The following is a 20,655-nucleotide window of genomic DNA, read 5'->3' as shown; positions in this document are numbered from 1 at the left end:
GTGGTGGAGAAGCCGCCGCGGCGAGGTCCAGGTCCCTCCATGGACCGGCCTGCCCCTCAGTGAGCAGTGGACATGTAATAGTTAGTTGTGCGTTGGTGGGCTCGCAAGTCCGCCCGCCAAACTCAGTTAAAATGCCTTAACCGCGGTAGGCAACAAGCGGGTTCGAGGACGCAAACTAGTTCGGCGGCGCCGGCCTTTCTTCCACGCCATCAAGCTAAGCGCCGCTAACGAAGCTCGCAATCCGATGAACACACGAAGTGCTTACGAAATCGCGTTCCATGCAATCGATCCACGCGAAATCTCTACGTTCGTATGGAGATGCCAATCGGCCTGCTACAATCGAACAAGAACACAATTCCTTTGGCTTCGAACGCAGTCTTAATACGCCTGAGCGTCCGCTCAGTTGCGCCTCTGAAGCCATTTTCGATCCGATATATGGTACGCACCTCGATGCCGGCGGCATCGGCGACCTCTTGCTGCGAGATGCCGAGCCACGCCCGCGCGGCACGAACCTGTTCCACCGAGATCATACCGAAGCAACCCATTAAGGTTAATTTGTCGAACCAAATGACATCTTTCGCGGGGCATGGGAAGGTCCTTGGACTTCGGCAACGCCCCCATCGAACAAATCTGGCGGAATAAATGGATGATCTGAAGGACGTCCCCGGAAATCGCGAGCGCGGCAGCGGTGGCAAGCTTCCGCTGCATCATCGCGCTTCCGACTGGCCCCTTCCCCGTCTGGACGATCAGGTCTGGGGGTTCGCGAAGGCGAAGCGACCGACGTTCAGGCCGCAGTATGATAATCCGCTGACCTGGTGGCGCAGCTCACCGGCCCAGTCCTTCAAGGACCAGGAGCGCTCGATCGTAGATACCACGTTGCGTCAGATCGCGGTCGTCAACTGCGGCGACGAACTCGCCAGCGCGGTGCGCGGAGACGCGGCTGCAGCCATCGCCGTCGCACACTCCTTCATGACTATCTCGCGCATCACCCTGCACGCCGATATCGCGGCAACCGCCCTTCTCCGATGCGCATTGTCCGGCAATGCATCCGCTGCATTGGTGTTGGCGCAGCTCATCGGACTTGGCGACGTTAGTCCTCCGCAAGCCGTCGAGCTCGCAACGTCATGGCTTGAACACGGCGCCGCGCATTCGAGCGATCGGCAGAAATTTCGCGAGGGCGCGCGCATCGTGTTGGCGGCGATCCTTGGATAAGTAAGTCTGACGGCAGACCGCTCGGCGAAGACTACCGCCGCTGCCGACAAGCTAAATGCCTCCTGTCCAAACGGAGCGTCGAGGCCCGAGACGCCGGTCGCGATCGGCAGACAAGAAAAACGTGTAGCCGCATGGGCGCGGGCCTGCAAAGGAGAACATCCGGCTGTTTGAGGCGGCGAAGACATGGCGGCGCTATGGCGACGAAATCGACGCGACCACGGGCGAAGTTAAGGAACGTGGCGCGTCGCGGGCGATTGAAGGTTTCCTGCTCAATGGGCTGAACGCGACGAACCTTCTGCTGCTGACCGGATCCGGGTCATCATTCTGCGTTCCGAATGGCGCGGGATCGAAGCTGAAGGTAAAATCCGCCCCGGGGCTGGTCGATCTCCTCGACGCGGCGAAGGCCGCCATGGGTGCCGCAGCCTTCGACAAGGTGCTGGGGATCATCCCGAATGGCAAGAAACTTGCCGACATCGAAAAGCTGCTGACGCAATGCAAACTCTATGTGGCGCTCTATGGCGACACGGATGCGAACGGAAAACTGGTCGCCGAGTTCATCGCCAAGGCCAAGGTCGCGATCCTGGCGCGCACTCCTGCAACTCGATCGGGGAAGCCCAATAAGACACGCCGTTCCCTTCGAAATCTTCGAGCGCCTCGATTTCAGGCCGACGGTAACTGACGCCGCTCGCGATCACCACTGTCCCGGCTCGAACCTGAATACCGTTCGCAAGAGTGAGAACATGCACCAGGCGATCTGATGATCGATCACAATCTAAGCTCTTGACTGCCATCGGGATCGCGATCGTTGCGCCGAACTTTTGAGCTTGAGCGAAACCTCTCGCCGTCAGCGCCAGTCCCGAGATGCCCCGTCGGGAACCCGAAATAGTTCTCGATGCGGGCGGATGCGCCTGCCTGACCTCCGAACGAATCTGAATCGAGCACAAGGATTGAGAGCCCCTCGGATGCGGCGTAGACCGCGGCGGCGAGCCCTGCCGGGCCCGAGCCTACAACCGCGACATCGAAATAAGAGCCCGGCTCAATATCAGGGACCAATCCAAGACAGCGAGCCAGGTCGGTGACAGTTGGTCGCCCGAAGACTGTTCACTCTGGACAGACTACCAGCCGAAGCTCACTCGCGGGCACGGCGAGCGGCCGAGATCGCCTGGGCATTTCGCTCATTGTTCAATCAACCGGATGCCATCGCTCTGCTTCGCCGAGGCACCGAAGACCGGTATTGGCATCGCGTGCTGACGTACGGCCTGGATCACAATCTCCAGGCAGTCCTTGACGAGTACGCACATTATCTGATCGACGCGGAGGGATTGAGCTCGCTCGGGTCCGAGGAGCGGGCCCTAGGCGTATCACGCGCCATGGCATCAACGCTGTCAGTGCGGCCTTCGCAGATCGACGTGGATGACGTTCAACTCGACGGCGACTCGGTCAAGCTGACAAAATTCCAAATGCGTGGTCGGTTCGCGATGCGCCTCGCCGACTATCGCGATGAGGAAGGCACTGTGGCTCGACTTAGTGGGGTGCGAGAGGCTTTCAATTCGCCCTTCAAGCCCTTCGTTCTGGCTACGACTTCGGTCGGGCAGGAAGGTCTCGATTTCCATCCATATTGCTACCGCATCTACCACTGAAATTTGCCGAGCAATCCGGTCGACCTGGAGCAGCGTGAAGAGCGCATCCATCGTTTCAAGAACCACGCCGTCCGTTTGAACTTGGCCGAGCATCAGATCGGGGCCGTAAGAGCGAGCGCTACGGCTCCGCTCGATCCATGGAGTTACATGTTCGAGCGGGCAAGATCCGAGTCAGACGCTCATGCTGATATCGTCCCGTATTGGATCTATGAGGGTGCGGTTCGCATCGAACGACGGGTCCCGATGCTGCCCTTCAGCCGGGAAGTCACTCGGCTGGAGTGGCTCAAGCAAAGTTTGACCGTCTATCGGCTCGCATTCGGACAGCCGCGACAGGACGATCTACTGGAGTATCTGGCCAAGCTCGCTGGTGAAGGGATTGGCGCGGACGATCTGAATGACTTACAAATTCGTTTAGCGCCTCCAGAACGCATTGCCGAGAAGCAGCCCAATGGCTAAGTTTTGGTCCGAAGCCTGGAAGCGCCAGTGCGTGAAGATGAGGCCGTTTCGCCGTCCGAATGATTGAGAGCGGGGCTCCATCTCAACGATCCGCCCGACCGCTGTTCTGGCCGCAAAAGGTCGTCTCGCCGGACATCGGTCAGGGGAACACTTGCTCGGCTATCGTTGGATTGCTTTAAGTCTTGCCAAGATTTTTCGCCTGAGCGAACCTTGGGCGTGGAACGGTACACGCAGGGACTAACGACGTGGGAAGCGCACAACGTGCTTGAGCTCGCGAACACCTTTCATCGCAGCCTAAATCGGCTCACTAACGCCGAGCAGACGGCCACCAAGACCATAATCTTCGATTATATGTCGGACCCATCGCGGCCGGGCTTGTCGTTACACCGTGTAGACAAGGCCCGGGAGAAGGGATTCTGGACAATCAGGGTCAACCGCGACTTGCGGATCGTCGTATATAAGCAGAGTCAAAAGTCGGTCTTTTGCTATGTAGCCCATCACGACGATGCCTATTCTTGGGCGCAACGCAGACGGTTCGAGATTCACCCTGTCACCGGCGCCGCTCAAATAATCGAACTAGTTGAAGTCGTTCGAGAGGAAATTAGAACCGTTGCTCGTACGCCAGCAAGGCGCGGCATACTTGCGGGCGAGGAGCGAGATTACCTCCTCTCACTCGGAGTACCCGCAACTTACCTCGAGCTGCTGCTCCAGGTCGATGAAGATGGGTTGCTTGAACTGCTCCCGCGGCTACCGGAAGAGGCACAAGAAGCTTTGATGGCAATCGCGACCGGTGAGCGCCCTGAGCCTCGACCGGTCTTGCACGTCGACAACAAAGCTGACCCATTCACGCATCCCGATGCTCAACGGCGTTTCTGGGTTGCCAGCGACGAACAGATGGTTGCTCAGGCGCTTGAGAAGCCGTGGGCGGAGTGGCTCGTTTTTCTCCACCCATCTCAACGAGCCGCCGTGGAAAGGAACGTCAACGGGCCGGCACGAATATCCGGATCGGCAGGAACGGGAAAGAGCGTCGTTGCCATGCATCGCGCTGCTCACCTGGCTCGCCAAACCCCTTCCGCAAGAATCCTGCTGACGACATTCTCGAAGATCCTGTCGGAGAACCTATCCGAGGGAATGGATACCCTTCTGGGATCTTCATCTGAAGCGCGCCAAAGAGTCGAGGTAGTCCACCTTCATGCGTACGCCCATAGTCACGCCTCGAGGCTCAAGCCGCTGGCAATTGCCGACGATCGGACAATCGACAGTGTCATTGAAAATGCTCGGGACAACTTGGATCCAGGCATCACGAATAGCTTCCTAAGAACCGAATGGGATGCCATCGTCGATTATTGGGGCATTAAAACGTTCGACGAATACAAGGTGATCGCTCGTAACGGCCGCGGTATGGCTTTGAACGCCACCCTTCGTCGCAAATTGTGGGACGTTTTCGAACGTGTGCAGCGGCAACTGGCTGCAAGCGAATTGCATACGTTCGGCGAGGTCTGCGATCGGTTGCGACAAAGGATCGAGAAGGACGAAACTCGACCGTTCACGCATGTCGTAGTGGACGAAGCTCAGGACCTCGGTCCGCGCGAACTGAGGTTGATCGCGGCCCTTGCACCGGCCGGCTCCCGCCCGCTGACCTTTGCCGGCGATGTCGGTCAGCGAGTTTTCCGTTGGCCCTTCTCTTGGCTCGGCGCGGGGATCGATGTTCGTGGACGCTCTCACCGGCTCAAAGTCAACTATCGAACGACTGCAGAAATACGCCTATTCTCGGACCACCTCCTGCCGGCTCGTCTGACCGAGCTGGATGGAGAGCCGGAAGAGCGCGCGGCGGTCTCCTTGTTGCACGGCCCCAAGCCGGATTTAAAAGGAGCGAACGACCTCGCCGGAGAAGTGAAGATCCTAGCCGAATGGCTGATCGGTCTTCGGGAACGCGGGTTCGCCCCCGGCGAGATCGCCATATTTGCGCGCACGCGGCGAGCGCTTCAAGAAAGAGCCGGCCCCGCTTTGGAACGAGCCGGCTTCGGCGGTACTTGGCTCGCTCCCGACAATATTGAAGAAGGCAAGATCATCCTGGGCACACTTCATTCGGCCAAAGGCCTCGAGTTTCGAGCTGTTGCAATCGTCGCTTGTGACGGTTCACATGCTCCTCTTCAGGCTGCCCTGGATCTGGCGAGTGAGCCGGACGACAAGCGCTTGACCCGAGAACGAGAGCTGAGCCTCTTGTACGTAGGCTGCACCAGAGCTCGGGATCAACTGCTGATAACCTGGTCCGGCACCCGATCGAGATTTCTCGATCCTGTTAAATAAGAGCGCGATCAATTCCTGACCGTCTCGCCGAACAAGCTCTCAATATCGCTGTCGCTTGTCGGCGGCGTCAGCATGTCGCGCGACAATCTGCGCTTGGCCTCAAGCAATTTGTCCAGGACCTCGTCGAACGACTCGTTGGGCAAATCCGGGTGAGTAGCCATCGGGATGTGGATGTTGACTGGTTTCGTTTGCCCGATCCGATAAACACGATCGTTGCACTGATCTTCGACGGCGGGATTCCACCACCTGCTGAGGTGTATGACGTGGTTTGCCGCAACGATGTTCAGACCCACGCCAGCCGCTTTTGGAGAGAGAATTAGTACTCCGAACCCGTTTGCCGACTTCTCGAAGCTTTCGACTATCGCCAAGCGACGCTCACCTGGCGTGGTGCCATTGATGATCGGGGGCCTTCTGTCCAGACCCAAGGAAATAGCCAGTCCCCGCGCAAGAACTTCCTGCATGGCCAGGTTTTCTATGAAAAGAAGGGCCTTCTCTTTTCGGCTGGCGATCTGCTCCAGCAGTCTGACCGTCGTCGACAGGCGAGCGGATCCGCGCACGAACATGTCGAACCGAGCCTTGTTTGTCACATCGATCGAAGCGGGATCGTCCGGGTGCAGGGAAATGCCTCGCATTCCGTGCAACACCTTGAGCATGAAACCCGGGGAGCGCTCTCGGCTGCCGCGGGCCTCCTGGATCAACTCTCGATATGCCTGAGCTTGTGCCGCAGGCATCGCGGTCGGATACTTTTTCTCCTGCTTCGCTGGAAGCCCTTCCAAGATATCGGCTTTCATCCGACGCTTCATAACCGGGGGCACCGCTTGCTGGGGAGAATCAAGCGACCGTTTCAATTCGCTCAGCCTCTCCCGATTCTCCTTCTGAAATGCTTTTGAGAAGCTTTTCAGGTCACCCAGGAATCCCGGGATCAGTCGATCGAACAAACACCAGAGATCTTCCATTCGATTTTCGATCGGCGTACCGGTCAGGCCGATGACGAAATCGGCATTCAGCACTTTTGCCGCCTTCGTGTTGAGGGTATCCGGCGACTTGATCTTCTGCATCTCGTCGAAAAGCACGACCGGATAGGCGATCCGCGCGAACGATCTTTCGTGATCTGTCAGGGTCTCATAGGTCGTCAGTATCCAGTCGGCTTCACGCAACCGAACGACGTCAAGCGTGTCTTGATCCCTCCCCTCTGCTGAGCGCGGCAACTTGAGCTGCTTGAGCGCGCTGCCATAGGCATCGATCCGCTGTCCCAAGCCGAGGTCGGAAAGTCGGTCGAGGCTCTCCTTCTCCCAATTTCTGAGCAGAGCCGTTGGCGCCACGATGAGGCACGGACCATGCGTCTGGACCCTAGAACGCGATGCTGCTGCGTTGGCCTTGAGCCAGGCGAGAAACGCGAGCGCCTGGTATGTCTTGCCCAAACCCATGTCATCGGCCAGGAGGACACCCGGCCAGCCGGCTTTCCAAGCCTGGACCAGCCACTGAAAGCCCTCGGATTGATGAGGTTTGAGAGGTGTCGACCCCATCCGCACCGCCGGCGGCGCATCGACGTCAATCAGCGCCGTCCGTTGCCTCCGTTCGAGTTCATACTCGACGCCGTCGAAGTTTGTCTTCTTGATCAGGAGGACCAGTCGCTGTTTGTGGTCCCCACCGGAGTCTTCCGCGGGCTCCCCTGTCGACGTTGAGTCGTCGTCGTGCGGCCCCGCCGCCGATCGGCGACGCTCATCCGCGAGAACTTCCGGGGCAAAGTCGATTGGAATGGGACAGCCGCGAATGACGACGTGCGCATCGCCGCGAATCTCGGCGGATTGAATATCCCTCTCGACCTGCTCCAATTCCTCCACGCTCAGTGGCGCGAGTTCCTCGACCGGCCCGTCTACGATCCATCCTGCTTCGGGCAGCCATGCATTGGGGCGCCGCGTCAACCAGGGAAGTTGAGGGCGCTCCCAAAGCCCGAGCCCTTCCACGCGGTCCGAATAGTGCTTGGTCTCGACGAACAATTGTCCAGGCACGACCTTTTCGTCGACACTTTCCAATGCGTGAGCGATGGCGGCGCGGGGGTTGCGAACGAATTCGCGACGCTCCTGTTCAGATCCCTTTCGCTTTTTCTTCAGGACGTTCAGCGCAAGCTTCAGCGCCGGATCGACGAGGACGAAGCGATTTCGACCGACCTGATAGGCATCCCTCGCCGAACCCATTCCATCGATCGCTTGCTCGACGAACGAGCGCTGATCTTCTGCGGATAGCAAAGCCTCATTCCACCCCACTGCCTCATGGCATTGATCCAAGGCGGGATCAATGTCGGCGGCGTCATTAGGCTCGTCGTCTTGTAGAGCGAAAGCCAGATTCCGGCTCATCAGCACAGGAGTGAAATCCACTCCATTTGAGGTCTCGCGGACATCGAGAGCGAAGGCACCGGCCTGATAAAGCGTAAATGTCTCAAGGAAGCCGTCGCGCTGTACTTCGTCTCCCGTGATCCTCCTTAGCGTGTCTTGCACCGGCAGCCAGGCAGACACCCTCTGCTCGAGATCGCGTCCGACGGTCTCATTGTAGCCGTCCACCGCTCCGATCAGAGAAAACAAGGTGGAAGTGAGACGGCCAACCTGCTCCCCCCACTGCAACAGCAAGCCCGCCCTCTTCGGCCGGACCTCGCTCCCCCACTTGTCGGTCCAACGCGGTTTCAGCAAGCCGCGGGCGTCTTCGATTCTTCCATCCAAAGCTATCGATAGTCCGAGCGCGGCGGGCGGCGGAAATCCGAGTGCGACAGAAATTCGGTCCGTGAACGACGCCGCGTCCGTAGGAGATATCCAGACTTCCAGGTCCGTCGATCTGGCCGCGCCGTTGTCGACCAGAGCCTCCAATTCCAGAAGGGCTTCCTGGTCCAAGCCGGCCACGGACCAACTCGAGCGTGGAATGTCGTTCACCCGACCGAAGCTACGCTTTTCGAACGCTCGAACCCGGACCCGGTCCGTCTCGAATATCGTTTTGAAGATCGCCGTCATCTCAACGTATCGTATATTCGGTTTCTTGGATGCGGACGCCCGTCAGCTCTTGTAATCTGCGAGCCACGCGATTTTGCCAGACGTAGTTCTCCGAACCACCATGGCCGAAGATGTCATGTTGTCTCAGATTCTGCTCGGTGCGATCGGCCGGCAAAGGGCGTCTGACGTCGTCAGAGCTATATGACGAAAGATTCAAGCTCGGCGTCTTGGTGGCGTTGCTGTTGGACCAGATATTGCAAAATCCATTGTAGCTCCAATCCGCGACGATGCATTGTCCGAAGTCCAGCAGGAGCACGGCATGTCCCTGTTGGATGCTTTTCCGACCGCTCCTATCGAACACCCCGAAAAGTGCTTCGCGTCCGAATGCCCTTCGCGCTTCCAACGCGCCGTCATCGCCGAAGACCACCCACGCGTTCCTGATGAGGCCGTGGTTGTGAAATGCCAGCCAGAATTTGCGCCTGTACTTCCAGGCACCGTCGGGCGCGATCCTGTCGACGACGTCGAAGAACTGTCGCAACGACTGCTCGGTCAACCACCGCTTCAAAATATCCGAGACATCATCCAAGCCGATCCAGGACGCCCTATTGATGCGAGGATCGCCGAAGCGCGCGGTGAGGAAACCGGAAATCAGGTCACGGTCGGCCTGAGCCGGAATCATATTGCCGAATGGCAAAGTCAGCGCGCGTGCCATTTCCTTTCCCCAGACCGGGAAGAGGAGCTTCTCATCCGGTCCAAGGCACCACCGCCGGATGGTATCGAGCCGCTCCGATGCCGCCGTGATGGGAGTACCGCGCAATACGGTTAGCCCGGCACCGTGCATGAATCCTGCGAAGCCGCTCCCGGCAAACGAATTCGAGAGCCCTACCGCCTGCAGAAACGTCTGCACGCTCATCTGCCTACCGAGCGCGACGCGCGCCATCTGGACGATCGGCGCGGGTCCGTTGAATACGTCATATCGGGCATTGAGACCCGTCCAAGGTTCTCCCGCGACAGGCGCGAAGCTGCTGAGAACGTACGATATACGGTCTAGCCGCGGGCGATCCGGCGCGAACTCGGACAGGTAGACGGAGGCGAGCTGGCGATAGGGACGCTTGCGCCGCATCTCCGCGACTCGAGCAAGGACGCTGTCCAGCGCCTCGTCATGCTCGGCTATGGCCGGCTCCGTGCTCCAAATGCACCACATGATCTTGTTCCAGTCTCCGACCGTCGGCTCTCTGCCTCGGGAGAGTTGGTGCATGAACCTCTCAGCCACCGTGTTCAGATCGACGTCCGGCTTCGCGGATTCACCCGTCGGCATCGACGACAGCTCAGCGAGAAGCCGCGACACTGCGGTCGGTTCGGTCAGCAGCGGGAGAGACCTTTTCCTCGTCGTCAAAGCGGCACGAAGGCTCATTCGGACCGCCCTTTCAGCTCCTGGATGGCGATCCTCATCTTCTGAAGCAGAGTTCGCACCTCCTCCAACCCGGAGCTCGGATCGGTATCCATGACGAACCGCAGGTCTATTCTTCGATTCTTTCCCCAGGCAGCTGCTGTACCGGAAGGATCGATCGGACGGGTCGACGAATAGCCCGAAATCGATAGAATCTCTTCGTCGCGCCGATTGATTAACTTGCGAAGTTCTGGGGCGATCGCGGTGAGCTCGCGATAGGTGCTGGCAGCACGCTGAGCCGACAATGACCAATTTTGATCGTCATTCCCCGTTTCGTCCGTGTGCCCCTCGATGAAGACGGTTTCGACCGAGGCTTGATCCGAGGACCGGCACGCTGACCTCGCGCGCGAGCGCGGACAAATCGAATAGCCAGGCAGAACTCGAGCCAACACCCTGGCGATCTTTCCGACGTTTTTCTTGGCGTCTCCGAGAAGGGCGAAATTATTGACTGGGAATTGGACCGCAGCCTCCGTCAGGCGGAGGACGTCGCCAGACGGCGATATCTCGACGGTAAGACCTTCTCTGCTCAATTGATCCCGGACTTCGGTAAGAAGACGCAAGCGCAGCGCACTCGCTTCGCGGATTTCGTCAAGCCGCTTCCGGATACGCGACTCCGTTTCGTCGAGCTCTCGTCCTACCGATTCCGCCACCTCGATCTTCGTCGCCTGCACCTTCGTCTTCGCCACTTGGACGTCGGTCTGTTGACGAAACAGGAGGGCGAAACTCATCAGCATGATGATGAAGATGAACAGCATCCCGACCATCATATCCGTCATCGATATGAAGTAGTTCTCGTCATCCCCGTGCGTGTCGGATGACCTTTCGGACACGAATTCGCCTGTTGCCTCGTGATAGGTCATGTCGCCTTACTCGGCAGCTTCACGGGGCGTCATTGCGTGCACAAAACCATCGAGCGTCTCATTGAGCGTCTCGACGCTTTCCGACAAATTGCCCACCGCGGCGTTGATCTTGCCCAAAATTGCTCCGGTGTGATCGTCGATCTGCTTGACGAAGTCGCGCATCGCTTCCTGATGCCTTGATACTTCCTCGTGGAAGCGGTCTGCGGCATTTCCCAGATCTTCATCGACCGACTTGAATCGCGCTTCGTACTGGTCCCAAACCCGCGCAATCTGATCGAGATGCTCCGACAGCTTCTCTGCAAGCTTGTCGGCAGAATTTTGGGAGGTTGAAAGTGCCTGCACGGATTCCGCCATGGACGCGCTCATCCGCTCGGTCGAATCGGCGACTCGAGCCGAACTCGTCAAGAGCGGCTGGCTTGCCGACCGTACTTCGCTCGCCACCCGCGTAAAGGCATCAGCCGTGTCTCTCGAACGATCGCTGATGGTTTCGATTTGTGTGGTTTGTCCGGAAAGCGCCAACGACACTGATCGCAAGGTTTCGGAAAGAGCGGCGATGTCGGCCCGCAGCACTCTAACGACTTCCTCTGTTCCCGCGTGTACGGCCGCGGCTGCGTCCTGTCCCGCCGTTACAGATCGCCGAGTGCTTTCTTCGAACTGCTCGGCAAGCCGTTTCTGCAGGTCCGTAAGCGTATTTCCGAAGCCCTGCGATTGCGTTTCGAGGCTTCCAATAACCTGAGCCAGGCCGGTCTGGACCGACTTTGCGACATCGGCCGCGGAACCGCTGAGGTTCTGACCGGCCTGTGCAAGCACGCTGCCGATCGCTTCCGCTGCTTGCGTCAGCTTGTTTGAGAAGTCCTCTCCTGAGCCCGACAAATTGTTTTGAGTTCTGTCCAGCGAGTCACGGAGGCTCTTGAGCGCGCCGACGATCTCTTGCATCTCCCGGCTGGCGCCTTGGTCGAGTCGGTCGACGAAGTTCTGGACCAAGGCGTCCGCGCCCGTTCGAGAAGTTCGCGCGAGTTCTTCCGTCGTACGTTCGAGACGATCGGAGAGCGGACCTACTGCTTGAGTTATCGCGTTTCCTAGCGCCGGGGCTACGGTTTCTCCCAGACGAGCGAAGAAGCGCTCGCTGTTTATCTCCTTCAACTGATCCCGTTGCGCGGCGAGTATCTGACGGGATTCCTCTGCGATGCGCTGAGGTGGAGAATAGAGCATTCGTTGCTCGATAGAGCGGGCGAGCCCTTCGAAGGCACCTTCGATCCAGATCTGATAAGTCCGGAACGCCAGGGCCAGACCTAACGATGCACCCAAGCCCGCGATCGAAGTCGAGAACTTGAACGTGGCCGCGGCAAGCAGCTCGTTCAGAGAAGCCGTCATCGCCTCTGCCGAGCCTGCGGCCGTGCTGCCCGCGGCGAGATTCAACGCCAGGACGAGTCCGATGAACGTCAGCAATAATCCGAGCCCGACGAAGTATCCCGGAATCGAGCCCATCATCTTGAGTCCGAAAAGCTCACCGCGAGCATCGGCCAGGTTGATGTAGGTCTGAGGACGTACGGTATATCGTACGACGTTGTCTTCGCGGATAATCGTCGCTGCGAATTGGCGCCATCCATGGCCCACCACGGCGTTGCGCTCCAGCCGGCCGGATATCTTGTCGAACGTCTGCGCGAAGCCCGCGAAATCACCGGGACGTCCGAGAAAGCCTCTGGCACCGCTCAGAGTGGCGCGCAGCAGGAGTACGTGAGAGACGAAGAAGGCCACGGCCAACGCGATGGCGATTTGAGCTATTCCCGAAGACAGCGCGAACGCGAAGCTCCGCTCCGCGACGTGTTCAATGTCGCCATCGGCGACTTCGCGGAATACCTCCAGAACGTGGTTCCACGCCGAGAAAGGCGCAACTCGGGTCGACATCGTCAGAGCAGCAGCGAAGGTGCCCCAAAAGAGCGCAATGCGGAACCAGCTACGCCAAAACAACGATGAACCTAGAAAACTCAACCCCTGCCCCCAATGATGATCGCGAAAACTACATTTCCATTTTCGATAGACAAACTGAACTTCCGTTCAACCCTCGCCGGCCTTGGCAAAGAGCCGGGAACCTCAAATGCAAAAAAGCAAAGAACTCTGAAGCGTCCTTTGGCGGAACCGCCTCAACCTCGACGCGCCGATACTGCCCGGGCACTCGATAGACCGATATCATTGCAACCTGCGCTTGCCGTCAAGACCGAAGCAAAAAGAATGAACATGATCAATCACTTCGGGCGACCATCCGTCTTGTTGGGCGACGGAGCATCAGGCGCTCCCGCGATCTTTGGCACCCTGTCGATTTCATCAAACTCGATCTCGGCCCGCTTTAGCGCGCGCGAAGTCTCCGCCCCATTTAGCGCGACGATATGTTGGCTGCGGGGATCCAACTGACTTGCGTCGCCGAGAAGGCCGAGACGCTTTAGGACGTAAAACAGCATGGCGTAGCGTACCGTGAGAACGACGCGCTCGTTGATCATCCCATAGTCCTTCGCCACCACAGAGCGCTGGCTCGGTGTCAGACGCGGATGGGGGCCGATCTCTATGTCGAACGTTTCCTGCCACAAAGCATCGTGCTCGCCGCCCAGCCCCGGCGCACCCATGTCACCCGCCTTGAGAATGCGCGGCAGCAAGAAGTCCTTGAACTTATGGTCGAGATGGCAATAGGCGCGAGCGTGCCAGCGAAAGCCGTCATAGCCAAATGCATGCGGCGTCATCCGCCGCCACATCGGATCGGCTCGCTCTCGATTCATCGATTGATAGTGGATCTCGATGGACCGGTTCTCGCGAATCCCACCAATGATCGTCCGCAGTACGATTGGATCGACAGATCGCCGCGGAGTTAGAGCGATATCCATCTCGGGCGGTTTGGCGATCCACGAATCTTCAGGTTCCGTGATCCCCTCGGCGATCGCTCGCATGCGCGAGAGATAAGTGTCGGGATCAGGCTTGAGGAAAATCGGCGAGAAATGCCCGCTCGCCACATAACGCTTGGCGCTCTTGTCGTAGATCGCGTTCTGAGGGGCACGCTCCTGATAGAGCGTCAGATCTTTCGATGCCTGCGGGACTGACACATCGAACGTTTCGATGATGTCCGAGCGATTTACCCCGCCCTCCCAGAACAGCCGAAACTCGATGAATTCGAGCCGGCGCTCTACCCCCCAATTTAGTGCCGCAGCGCCTTCTTTCATCAATCAGCCCTCCCGGTGCCGATATGCATAAGAAGTATATGGACGCCGAAAGTCGATAGGGATAAAAAATATATGGACATCTAAATTAGATCAGTATATAAAATATTCTAATTATCAAGATTCGTCAGCTGACGGACCTAAAACATGAGGAAATACAATGGCAAAGCGCGGATCTAATCAAGAGGTCACAAGCAAGAAGGCAGCAAGCGCCGCCTCTAAGGTTCTCCGGGACCCCAAGAGCAGTAAGGCGGCGAAGACCGCGGCGGGCTCGGCCCTCACCCAGCGTCCGAACATGAAGTAGTCACGGGCAAAGGGCCATGTCCGTCGCGTGTCGTTCAACACTGGTCGTGCATGGCCGCTTGGCCACGCGCGAAAACCGTCTGTCCGCCGCCCGAGAGCGTCATCACGGCGTCCAGATCATGACGTTTGAGCAAGCGGCGGCCCGGCTCGCCGGCGGCTTCGCCAAACCAATCGACGACGAAAGCTTGCGTGCGGCGATTCAGAAGGTTCTCCCAGCCACGCCGATGGGTGAACTGGAGAGCATCAAGATGCTGCCGGGCATGATCCGCGCGGCCGCAGACACGCTGCACAATGCTTGGCGCGCCGGCATCGATCTGGCCGCTCGGACGGCAGATCATCCCCGCCTCGACGCGATCGCCCGCCTGGAGGCAGCCGTTCTTGCCCAGCTTCCGGACGGGATGATGCGGCCGGTCGATATCGTCGCCGCAGCCAACAGCCGTATCGCCCACGCGCCGGCCGTTCTCGGCGCGATCGAGATCGTCGGCCTGACCGAATTGTCTCCGTGCTGGCGTCCCCTGCTAAAGGCGCTCGCCGCGCGCATTCCGGTGCGGTGGAGGGCGGGCCCCCGCTCTGTCCCGTCATGGCTGGACGATTGCGGCGTCGTTATTATGCAAGGCGAGGCCGAAGCGCCGACGGTAGGGTCGGTGAGTGCCGCGACAGCCTATCACGAGGCCATCGAGGCCATGCGCTGGACACGCGCGTTGCTCGCGTCAGGCGTCTCCCCCTCCGATATCGCCATCGCCACGGCCTCGCCGGCGGACTACGACGACCATTTCCTGGCGCTGCGAGCCGATGCCAATATCGATCTGCACTTCGTTCACGGCGTGCGGACCACAACGACGCGGGACGGACAGGCGGCGGCAGCGCTGGCGGACATCGTTGTCCGAGGGCTCTCGCAGTCGCGGCTGCGCCGCCTTGCCGCCTTGTGCCGCGACTCCGCGCACTTGGCATCGCTTCCCGAAGGCTGGGTGCGGCTTCTGCCCAGCGATGCGCCCCTGTCCACATTGACAGCCTGGACCCGCCTGCTGACGCGCCTCAAGCTGGACGACTGGCCCGATGGTATGGACCATGCCCCGACGCTGCGTACTGCGGTCGATCTGCTTGCAAAGGGGCCGGACGCCGCGCAAGAGATCGGCGAGGCCTTCCTCAAGGGCCGGGCCTTGTCGATCTGGCACAAGGCGCTGCTTGCCGGCCCTGCCGCTTCGATCGATGTCACGCTTGAATCGCTGAAACAGGATGACGGGCTGGAAGCCTGCGTGTCAGTCGCCTGGATGCCGGCCAGTGCCCTTGCTGCATCGCCTCGCCGTTTTGTCAGGCTGATCGGGCTGAACTCCTCGCGCTGGCCGCGTGGCATCGCTGAAGATCGGCTTATCCCGGATCACATCATTTCGGCGGCCGAGCTCGACCCGCTCCCCGTCGGCCTCGCCGACCGTCGTGACTTCGAGACGATCCTCGCGACTACCTCTGACCAGGTGGTTCTTTCACGTGCCCGACGCGACAGCGACGGCCGGTTGCTCGGCCGCAGCCCCTTGCTCGCCCCCTATGGCGACGAAACCTACTTACGCCGCAACGCAGTGCCGCCGCACGCCTTCGGCGAAACCGACCGGCTCATGGCCCGGCCTCGCGAATTCGCCGCCGATCCCCAGGCGATCGGCGCGCGCGCCTGCTGGAGTGATTGGCGTCTGGCTGAAGTCACGCCCCATGACGGCCTCGTGCGGTCTGACCATCCGCTCATTGTCGCGATCCTTGCGCGAACCCAGTCGGCCAGTTCGCTCAAGACGTTGCTGCGCAGCCCGCTCGGCTTTGTCTGGCGTTATGCCTTCGGATGGAAGGCCCCGCAAAGCAGCGCCGAGCCCCTCGTGCTCGATGCGCTCGCGGCGGGCGACCTCATCCATCTGGTGTTGGATCGCGCTCTGCGAAATCTCGAAGCGGCCGGAGGTCTAGCAGCAGCCGATTCGTCTGCCATCGAAGCCGCCGTGGCCGAGGCTTCGGCCGCAGTGGCGGCCGAGTGGGAAAGTGAACGCCCCATTCCGCCTGATGTCATCTGGGGCCGGACGCTCGGCGATGCACGCAGTCTGGCTGGTCGGGCGCTCGCCTATGGTGACGAACATCTGCCGGGCAGCCGCTCCTATGGCGAAGTGCCTTTCGGAGGGTCCGACCCCAAATCGACGGCGGAGCTTCCGTGGGATGCAAGTTTGCCCGTCACGATCCCAAATACTGGCTTTCGGATCGCAGGCTATATCGACCGGCTCGACATCGCAGGTGATGGAAGCCGCGCGCTCGTGCGCGATTACAAGACCGGCAGACCACCGAAGGGCGAGATTCGTCTGAACGGCGGACGCGAACTCCAGCGCTGTCTTTATGCCTTCGCGGTCAAGGCGCTCTTGGGCGACCATGTCGCGATCAGCGCGTCGTTGCTCTATCCGCGCGAACCGCTCGATCTTCAACTTGATGATCCGGAAGCCGCGCTTGCGGATATCACGGGCCATCTCCTGGCCGCACGCACGGCGCTTGCGAGCGGCGCGGCATTGCCCGGTCCGGATACGGGCGGCGACTATGACGATCTCGCCTTCGCCCTGCCGGCCAATGCTGGCGCCACTTACTGCAAACGCAAGCGATCCGCCGCGACCGAACGGCTTGGTGATTTCGCTCAGGTCTGGGAGGCTGAATGATGAGCAGCGTGAAGACCCTCAAGGATGTCGGCGCCCGACGTGACGCGATCAGCCGTCATGACCGATCCATCCTCGTCGAGGCCGGCGCGGGATCTGGCAAGACCGCGGTCATGGCCGGCCGCATCGCCGTCATGCTGGCGCAGGGCGTTGCACCGCGGGCCATCGCCGCGGTCACTTTCACGGAACTGGCGGCAAGCGAACTCCTCGCGCGCGTCCGGGATTTCGTCGCCGATCTCGCCGCTGGCCACATCGCACCCGAGCTCGCTGTCGGGCTGCCCGACGGCCTGTCGCAGGCACAGCGGGACAATCTGATCGCGGCGACCGCCGCGATCGACGAGATCACATGTTCGACCATCCACGGTTTCTGCCAGCGCCTCATCAAACCCTATCCGGCTGAGGCAGATATCGATCCCGGTGCCGCCGTCATGGATCGGAATCAGGCCGATCTCGCCTTCATCGAAATTGTCGATAACTGGCTGCGCGAGCGCCTGTCCGGCGACCATGGCGGCATCCTGGCCGAGATGGTGCTGCACAGTCCCGGCGAGACCGTGGCGCTGATGCACAAGATCGCCGAAGCGCTGCGCCGGCGCAGGAGCCTCACGGCGCCTGCGGTGATGTCGCTGGCCGATCATCTGCAGGCCTTCCGGCAGGCGGCAGACGATCTCTCCGCCTTCATGCGGTCTAACGGTGTCAGCGAGCCGGAGACGGAGGTCTACGCGGAGCGCTTTTCCGAAATGGCGGCGGCTCTCCCGACCCTAGCGGAAGTCGGCACGCCCGCAGGCCTGGTCGGGCTGCTGATCTCGCGACCGCATCCTGACCTCTGCACCAAGGCCGGCGCCTTTTCCTCCTATCGCAAGAAGGGTAAATGGGTGGCCGCGGCCAAGCAGGCGGGTCTTTCCAAGGCGGACGGCGACCGGCTGAACGATGCTGCCCAAGCATTCTTCGAGACTTGCTGTTCGGCCTGGGACGCCCTTCTTCAGGCAGCCTCCGGTCACGTTCTCGCCGCGCTGATCGGCGAAGCCCAACCGATCCTTCAGCGTTATCACGAGCACAAGCGCGCCAGCGCCCAGCTCGATTTCGACGATCTTATCTATGCCGCCCGCGATCTGCTGCGCGACCATGAGTCGGTGCGGCTCGCGCTCGGGAAGCGGTACGCAAAGGTCCTCGTCGACGAGTTTCAGGATACCGATCCGCTCCAGTCGGAAATCTTCTGGCGCCTGTGCGGTGACCCCGGAGATAATCCGCAGGATTGGACCGGCTTCAGGATCCGGCCTGGCGCGCTTTTCCTCGTGGGCGATCCCAAGCAGGCGATTTATCGCTTTCGCGGCGCGGACGTCGGAGCCTATGTCCAGGCGCGTACCGCCTTCGCGGATCGCGGCGCGGACGGCGTCGTGTCAATCTCGACCAATTTCCGCTCCTGCGCCTCGATCCTCACGTTCGTCAACGAGTGCTTCGAGGCGATCCTGTCAGCGGATGGTCAGCCCGGCTTCACTGCGCTCGACCCCTTCCATGACGATCGAGGCGATGGCGTATGCGTCGCCGCACTCGACATCGCCGTCGCCGACGAGGACGGCAAGGCCAGCGCCGAGCGGCAGCGCGACGCCGAAGCCGATGCCGTGGCGGATCTGTGTGCCCGATTGATCGGCAGCCATCCGGTTCTGGATCGCAAAGCCGGCGCGGAACGCCCTTGTCAGCCGGGCGACATCGCCCTTCTTGCGCCGACCGGCGCGGATCTGTGGCGCTATGAGGAAGCCCTCGAACGGCGCGGCATTCCGGTGGCAACCCAGGCCGGCAAGGGTCTGTTCCGCCGGCAGGAGGTGCAGGACCTCATTGCGCTAACGCGCGTGCTGGCCGATCGCCGCGACACCTTGGCGCTTGGCGCGCTGTTGCGCGGCCCGCTGGTCGGGCTCAGCGAGGAGGAATTGTTGGATATTGTCTGGGCGCTTCCGCGGTCTGAGGACGAACCTGACCGCATTCCCCGCCTCGACCTTGGGATCGATCCGGCGACGATCGCTCATCCGTTAGCGCGCGATGTGGTCGAAAAGCTGCAGGCACTCTATCGACGCAGCAACAGCACGACGCCGCACGAGCTGCTCTCGCAAGCTGTGGATGTCCTGCGGCTGCGACCCATTCTGCTCGACCGTCATCGCGGTCAGGCCGAGCGCGCGCTCGCCAATGTCGACCTCTATCTCAGTCTCTCGACCAGCTACGCCGTGCGTGGCCTGCGAGCCTTCTCCGAGACGATGACGGCGGCCTGGACCGATGAGGCCCGCGCGGTCGAAGGTCGACCCGACGCGCAGGAAGAAGCCGTTGCGCTTTTCACCATGCACGCCGCCAAGGGCCTCGAATGGCCGGTGGTCATTCCCATCAATACCATGACCGGAGTGATGGCGCCCGACAGCGCCGTGATCGATCGCCAGACCGACACTTTCTATTGCCCAGTCCTCGGCGTCGCGCCCTCGGGTTACGAGGTCGCGCGCCAGAGCGAGAAGGCTGAACTGGATCGCGAACGCGTCCGCCTCTGGTATGTCGCGGCAACGCGCGCCAGGGAGTTGCTGGTTCTGCCCCGGCTCGACGTCACGCCCTCCAAGTCTGCGTGGATCGGCCTAGTCGATCTGTCACTTGACGCGCTCCCCGCCTTCGATGCCTCACACCTGCCGCTCGAACCCGTCGTCGCGGTGGCCAGCGCCGGTAACGATCAGACGCGCGAGAGCTTCGCCGCCGAGGCGAAGGCGATCGCCGAGCGGCAAGTGCGATTGATCTGGCTCGCACCGAGCCGCGACGAGGATGCGGTCGGCACGGTATCGCAGCAGGAAGAAGCCGACATCTGGACCAGCTCGGACGATGGTCCTCCGACTGAGCTTGAGGCCCCCACTCCCGCGCAAGGAGGCCGTGAACGTGGCCTCATCCTGCATAAGATGATGGAAGAAATCCTGACCGGCGAGACCGATGAGAGTCTGCCGGCGCTCGCCATACGGGCTGAGGAGCTTATCCGGGCCCTCGGCAAGATTCCTGCGGGCGATTCGGCCGCCGGACTTGCTCCAGAAGAACTGGCGGGCTGTGTCGCGCGAACGCTTGCGCTTCCACAGATCGCCGTTCTCCGGCCCGCGCTGCTTGCCGAGTTTCCGGTCTATGCCATTCGGGGCGACGACACCGACCTTGTGGCAACAGCAGGCATCGCGGATGCCCTGACGGTCAGCAACGGTCGCCCCGCCGTGATCGTCGATTGGAAAAGCGACGTGAACCCTGATGTTCAGTCGATCGAGCACTACCGCTCGCAGGTTCGCGCCTATCTTGACGTAACCGGCGCCGAGCGTGGTCTGATCGTGATGATGACCAGCGGCGCGATCATCACCGTCATGCCCTCGCCCCGTATGATGGCAGCTTGAGCGAGGTGACCCAATGTTGTTGGGCGAGCCCTCGGCTATTCTTCGCGCACAAAGGCTTTGCCCGAAAAGGTTTGAGAAGGTGCTGGCGCAACTGAGGGTGTTGCCGATCGTCGCGCGCGTGGGTTGCACATGTTCGCTGATTGTTCTATAGGGAAACTTTCCGGGGAGCAGCCGGC

The 20,655-nt window shown here is 60.6% G+C and carries 13 protein-coding genes and 1 pseudogene; 6 read left to right on the top strand and 8 right to left on the bottom strand.

Annotation, left to right across the window (positions count from 1 at the left end; all coding sequences use genetic code 11):
• Window positions 1–302: 302 nt before the first annotated feature.
• Window positions 303–530, bottom strand: coding sequence for a helix-turn-helix domain-containing protein (locus XH88_RS18610; RefSeq protein WP_271669704.1), 228 nt, complete (start codon window positions 528–530; stop codon window positions 303–305).
• Between the two features lie 112 nt (window positions 531–642).
• On the opposite strand from XH88_RS18610, the gene XH88_RS18605 reads away from it, so the two are divergent.
• Window positions 643–1,212 carry a hypothetical protein gene (locus tag XH88_RS18605; RefSeq protein WP_271669703.1) on the top strand — a complete coding sequence of 190 codons (570 nt, stop codon included), beginning with the start codon at window positions 643–645 and terminating at the stop codon, window positions 1,210–1,212.
• Between the two features lie 409 nt (window positions 1,213–1,621).
• Window positions 1,622–1,891 carry a hypothetical protein gene (locus tag XH88_RS18600; protein WP_271669702.1) on the top strand — a complete coding sequence of 90 codons (270 nt, stop codon included), beginning with the start codon at window positions 1,622–1,624 and terminating at the stop codon, window positions 1,889–1,891.
• Here XH88_RS18600 and XH88_RS18595 read toward each other — a convergent pair.
• Window positions 1,797–2,310, bottom strand: a pseudogene (locus XH88_RS18595) (NAD(P)/FAD-dependent oxidoreductase); the annotation flags it as partial. The gene XH88_RS18600 and the pseudogene XH88_RS18595 overlap by 95 nt on opposite strands.
• Before the next feature lie 287 nt (window positions 2,311–2,597).
• The gene (locus XH88_RS18590; protein WP_271669701.1) at window positions 2,598–2,945 is read right to left on the bottom strand and encodes a hypothetical protein; all 348 of its coding nucleotides are present in this window, start codon (window positions 2,943–2,945) and stop codon (window positions 2,598–2,600) included.
• Between the two features lie 54 nt (window positions 2,946–2,999).
• On the opposite strand from XH88_RS18590, the gene XH88_RS18585 reads away from it, so the two are divergent.
• Together XH88_RS18585 and XH88_RS18580 are read left to right on the top strand one after the other, a co-directional pair.
• Window positions 3,000–3,308, top strand: a complete 309-nt coding sequence (locus XH88_RS18585) for a hypothetical protein (protein ID WP_271669700.1) — start codon at window positions 3,000–3,002, stop codon at window positions 3,306–3,308.
• 261 nt (window positions 3,309–3,569) lie between these two features.
• The gene (locus tag XH88_RS18580; protein ID WP_271669699.1) at window positions 3,570–5,618 is read left to right on the top strand and encodes a UvrD-helicase domain-containing protein; all 2,049 of its coding nucleotides are present in this window, start codon (window positions 3,570–3,572) and stop codon (window positions 5,616–5,618) included.
• A gap of 8 nt (window positions 5,619–5,626) precedes the next feature.
• On the opposite strand, the gene XH88_RS18575 is transcribed toward XH88_RS18580, so the two are convergent.
• The 5 genes from XH88_RS18575 to XH88_RS18555 all read right to left on the bottom strand — a co-directional run bounded on the left by XH88_RS18575 (window position 5,627) and on the right by XH88_RS18555 (window position 14,118).
• On the bottom strand, window positions 5,627–8,620 hold the full coding sequence (locus XH88_RS18575) for a DEAD/DEAH box helicase (protein WP_271669698.1): 2,994 nt from the start codon (window positions 8,618–8,620) through the stop codon (window positions 5,627–5,629).
• A 1-nt stretch (window position 8,621) separates the two neighbouring features.
• Window positions 8,622–10,013 (bottom strand): EH signature domain-containing protein, encoded by a 1,392-nt coding sequence (locus XH88_RS18570; RefSeq protein ID WP_271669697.1) that lies wholly within the window; start codon window positions 10,011–10,013, stop codon window positions 8,622–8,624.
• Complete coding sequence (locus XH88_RS18565; RefSeq protein ID WP_271669696.1) at window positions 10,010–10,909, bottom strand: OmpA/MotB family protein; 900 nt, start codon at window positions 10,907–10,909, stop codon at window positions 10,010–10,012. Before XH88_RS18565 ends, XH88_RS18570 begins: the two co-directional genes overlap by 4 nt.
• Before the next feature lie 6 nt (window positions 10,910–10,915).
• On the bottom strand, window positions 10,916–12,901 hold the full coding sequence (zorA, locus tag XH88_RS18560; protein ID WP_271669695.1) for an anti-phage ZorAB system protein ZorA: 1,986 nt from the start codon (window positions 12,899–12,901) through the stop codon (window positions 10,916–10,918).
• 254 nt (window positions 12,902–13,155) lie between these two features.
• A complete protein-coding gene (locus tag XH88_RS18555) occupies window positions 13,156–14,118 on the bottom strand; it encodes a WYL domain-containing protein (protein WP_271669694.1) in 963 nt (320 codons plus the stop codon).
• A gap of 317 nt (window positions 14,119–14,435) precedes the next feature.
• Between XH88_RS18555 and XH88_RS18550 the strand changes: the two genes are divergently transcribed.
• Together XH88_RS18550 and XH88_RS18545 are read left to right on the top strand one after the other, a co-directional pair.
• On the top strand, window positions 14,436–17,090 hold the full coding sequence (locus tag XH88_RS18550) for a PD-(D/E)XK nuclease family protein (RefSeq protein WP_271669693.1): 2,655 nt from the start codon (window positions 14,436–14,438) through the stop codon (window positions 17,088–17,090).
• Entirely contained in the window at window positions 17,087–20,479 is a 3,393-nt protein-coding gene (locus XH88_RS18545; protein ID WP_271669692.1) for a UvrD-helicase domain-containing protein, read from the top strand. Before XH88_RS18550 ends, XH88_RS18545 begins: the two co-directional genes overlap by 4 nt.
• Window positions 20,480–20,655 lie beyond the last annotated feature (176 nt).

This window comes from Bradyrhizobium sp. CCBAU 51627 (assembly GCF_028128765.1).
Classification (GTDB): domain Bacteria; phylum Pseudomonadota; class Alphaproteobacteria; order Rhizobiales; family Xanthobacteraceae; genus Bradyrhizobium.
This window is presented reverse-complemented; position numbering and strand designations above follow the sequence as displayed.